The sequence below is a fragment of the Streptomyces sp. NPDC006265 genome, assembly GCF_040613555.1.
Taxonomy (GTDB): domain Bacteria; phylum Actinomycetota; class Actinomycetes; order Streptomycetales; family Streptomycetaceae; genus Streptomyces.
The window spans coordinates 1-3,893 of record NZ_JBEXSH010000851.1; the positions used below are offsets into that span (position 1 = coordinate 1).

Here is a 3,893-nt window from a genome sequence, read left to right on the forward strand (position 1 = left end):
GTGGCCCCTCGGCCTCCCGAAGTGCCCGGTAGCCCTCCAGGGCGAGGTCCCGCCGGGCCCGAGCGGCGCGCTCCTGCTCCTCCTCGGGCGCGTCGGCCGGGATGACGGTGGCGCGGGCGTACGTCTCCGGATCGGTCAGGTACCGCGGGGGCAGCGTGAGGACTGCGTCCCCCGCCTCCGGCAGCCCGCTGTTCTGCATCAGAACGGTGATCCGCAGATCACCCTCGTTGACCAGCCGGTGGATGGTGCCCGGCGTGAACCAGGCGACCGTGCCGGCCTGGAGCGGAATGACCTCGTACCCGGAAGCGGTCAGCGTCTGCACGGCCCCGCGTCCGCCGGTGACGACGTAAGCCTCTGAACACGCCAGGTGCATGTGAGGCGTGCCGCCGCACGCCCCGTCGGCGGCAGGCCAGTCGTACACCGACAGATGCGAGATGGCGACGCCCCCGGGAAAACCGGCATGGATGGTGGTCATGGTGTTCGAACTCCGTTTTTCATAATAGTAAGCGATTTCTGTCACGCAATTTACGCGCCCCTGGACCAACTGGTCAATGCCCTGATTAGAATCAGACCGATGAAGAGTCGAGTGTCAGGAGTTTGATGTGGGAAGTGGGTTGGCGGGCAGGATTGTATACGCCTTCGGTGACAGCATCGTGTATGGTCACGTGTATCCGCGAAGTTTTGTGGACCTCATTACCGAACGTGCGGGAATGGCCCTTTCGAAGTTCGCCCGGAACGGCGCGACCATTGGCGCCGACCCGCATGCTTCCGGCGGGCAGATCCTTGCGCAGGTCGAGGAGGCCACTGCAGCCGCGCCGGACTTCATCCTCTTCGACGGCGGTACCAATGACGCGGAGTCGGTCTTTAATGGCCGATACGACGTGGGGACTTACGCGGCCGAGCTGGAGAGTACACTGCGCACGATGAAGCGCAGGTGGCCTGCCGCCCACCTCGTGTACGTGGCCGCCCACAAACTCGGTTCGAGGGACTGGGACACTCAGGTGGCACTCCGCGAGGAAACCTTGCGGGTCTGTCGGAACTGGAATGTCGCCATTGCCGACGTCTTCGGGGACACTCCGTTCGACACACGCGATGACATCCACCGGGCGGAATACACATTCGATGACCTGGTCGACGGATTGCCCGGCACAGAGGGATCCGGAACGCACCCGAATATGGCAGGTATCACCACCTTCTATGTGCCGGTGGTCAACGGGACACTGGAACAGATATCGCCCTGGTGATCGCGACCGCAATTTCAGCTCTGCCGGGCCGGTATTCGGCCCGGCAGAGCTGATTTCTCATTGCTTCACTGGCCGAATCCGGTACCGCGCGAGATCCGGACGTCATCCACGTGCACCGCTCCGCGCTCGCCCCCGTTCGAGTACCACGCGACCTTCGCGATCCCCGGCATCGAGGTGCGGAACGCGGCGTCGTTCACTACGCGCCGGCCGTCGATGTCCAGGTCGAAGCGCTGGTTCACGGTGTCCACGGTGAGCGTGACCCGGTACCACTTGCCGGTGGTGTACGTACCGATCACCGTGTCCGTGGTTCCCTCGTATGTGTGGATCTGGCCGCGCGCGAACGCGACACTGACGGCTTGGACGCCGCCGGTGTTGTACACGTAGGGCAGCCCGAACCAGCCGGCCTGCGTGTCGTTGCGCATCACCTGCGTGTCGATGGTCACCACGCCCTGCAGCGGGGTGCTGAAGAGCCGGGCGAGGTTGGTCCCGTCGGTGCCGCCGCCTTCGATGGTGCGGGTCAGCCGGACGCTCTTGTCGGTGGCGGACGGCGTCCCCACCACGGAGACGTCGTTGTTGGTCGAGATGACCCGCCATCCGTTGGTCCCGTTGGCGAGCGCGCCGGTCGCCAGCCCGTCGAAGGTGTCCGTGAACGCGATGTTGGGCGCGCCGCGTTCGAAGGCGCCGATCTCCGGACCGTTCCCGATCGGCACAGGAGACCCGGCGTTGTCGAGGCCGCCGTTGCCGGTGACCGTGGCACCGGCGTCGACGAACACCGATCCCGACTGGAGCGCGAAGTTCGCCGCCGTGCCGAGCCTCGGGCCGTTCTCGTCGCCGTACGGCCCCGTGACGGAGGCATTCACGAACTGCGGAGCGCCGACGACGGCGTTCGCGTCGGACGTGGGCACGGTCGTCAGGTTGTCCGAGTAGCCGTTGTTGTTGTAGGTGATGGTCGACTTTTGTACGAACGTGGGCGTGGACTGCCCGGAGACGAACAGGTTGTTGGTCAGCGTCGCCCTGCCGGAGACGCCGCCGGTCACCATGTTCGTCGAACTGGTGTTGGCGAAGGTGTTGTTGTAGATGTTCGCCACCGTGCCGCCCGTCTGCGACAAGTGGAGGTTCCACCGCGTGCTGCCGGTGATGACGTTGTAGCGGAGCACCACGCTGCCGAACTGGACGTTGGAGTTGCACGCGCAGAGCAGGATGCCGTCGCCGTTGTCGTGGAGGTAGTTGTACTGGAACAGCTGGTTGGTGGTGCCGATGTCGGGGTCCAGGGCATTCTGGTCGGCGCCGCCCGACGAGAGGTGAGTGCCCATGATCTCGTTGTGCTGGACGGTGACGCTGTCGGCCATGTTGGTCTCGACGCCGGAGACGCCGACCCGGTCGATCACGTTGCCTTCGACGAGTCCGCCCCGGGTGCCGGTGAGGTAGATGCCGTTGCAGCCGTAGGGGGTGTTCGCCTGCGTGATGTAGTTGCCGCGGAAGGTGACGTTGGTGTACGGCTTCCAAGCGGGGTCGCTGGCCGTGGCGCGTTTGCCCCAGCCGGTGTAGACGGCACCGGGCGCGTCACCGGCGTACTGCTTGGTGAGGATCCCGCTGAACGACGTGTTCTTGATGGTGGAGTTCTCCACGGTGATGTCGTCGAGCACGGTGGGGGCGCCGGGCGCGGTGATGTCCTGGACACCGGTGAGGAAGGCGATGCCGCCGGTGTCCTTCGAGCGGTCCCAGCCCTGCGCGAAGGTGATGCCTGGCTTGTTGTCGGCGGTGCTGCCGCCGACCCACTTGACCTCGCCGGTGACGTCGTGCACGTCGACCGAGTCGATCACGAAGTGGTGCAGGGTCTGGCCGTTGTCGCCGTGCACGCCGATGCCGCGGAAGTCGCCGAGTTTTGAACCGTCTGTCGTCCCCGTGGGTACCGCGTTCGACACGTCGAGGTTGCGGATCTCCCAGTACTGCTGGTTGTTCAGCCGCACCGCGTCGGCGACGGTGCCCTGGCCGGCGATCTTCGGCTTGGCGCCCGTTCCGTAGCTGTCGATGGCGATCGGGGAGCCGTCGGCGCCGGACCCCTTCGGCCACAGCTGCCCGGTCCAGCTGTCCCCGGACTCGAAGCGAATGATGTCGCCGGGCTGGAACGTCTTCGCGTTCACCTTGCTCAGCGAGCGCCAAGGCGCGCTGCTGCTGGTTCCGACGTTGCTGTCGTTGCCGCTCGTGCTCACGTAATACGTGGTGCCCGCGGCGAAGGCCCGCTGCGCGGGGATGAGCACGATCGACGCGAGCACGACGGCCAGCGCACACAGTGCGGCGGCTGTCGCTCGTGACACAAGTCTTCGGTTTACGGTCATTGTCCTCTTCTTGTCGTCCGTGGTGGTGAGGTACCGGCTCCTGTCGTGACGCCTCCAGCCGAGACGTCGCGTAACGACTCGGGGCGCTGGCGGCTCGGGACCGTACGGTGGACGCACCAACGGGTGCGCGACGACATGGGCACTGGTCCGGCCGGACACGCCCCATCGAGGGCTGAGCTCTGCGGAGGCTCCAAGATCCGTGCTTCCTGTGTCACAGTGCCCTCCCGGATGTGCAGCGGGCCTTCGAGAACGTCATGCCTGCCCCTCGGGGCGCATCGGGAAAACGTATTCCGCGCAGTGTGCCCAGCGG

3 protein-coding genes are annotated in these 3,893 nt (G+C 65.8%); 1 reads left to right on the forward strand and 2 read right to left on the reverse strand.

The window, feature by feature from the left end; all coding sequences use genetic code 11:
• The coding region (locus ABZ281_RS41375; RefSeq protein ID WP_356663093.1) for a cupin domain-containing protein at positions 1–475 on the reverse strand (475 nt) is incomplete at its 3' end.
• 127 nt (positions 476–602) lie between these two features.
• Here ABZ281_RS41375 and ABZ281_RS41380 point away from each other — a divergent pair.
• Positions 603–1,244: an SGNH/GDSL hydrolase family protein gene (locus tag ABZ281_RS41380; protein ID WP_356663094.1), complete on the forward strand. Its 642-nt coding sequence runs from the start codon at positions 603–605 to the stop codon at positions 1,242–1,244.
• A 65-nt stretch (positions 1,245–1,309) separates the two neighbouring features.
• Here the strand turns inward: ABZ281_RS41380 and ABZ281_RS41385 are convergent, their stop codons facing one another.
• Positions 1,310–3,562: a right-handed parallel beta-helix repeat-containing protein gene (locus ABZ281_RS41385; protein ID WP_356663095.1), complete on the reverse strand. Its 2,253-nt coding sequence runs from the start codon at positions 3,560–3,562 to the stop codon at positions 1,310–1,312.
• Positions 3,563–3,893 lie beyond the last annotated feature (331 nt).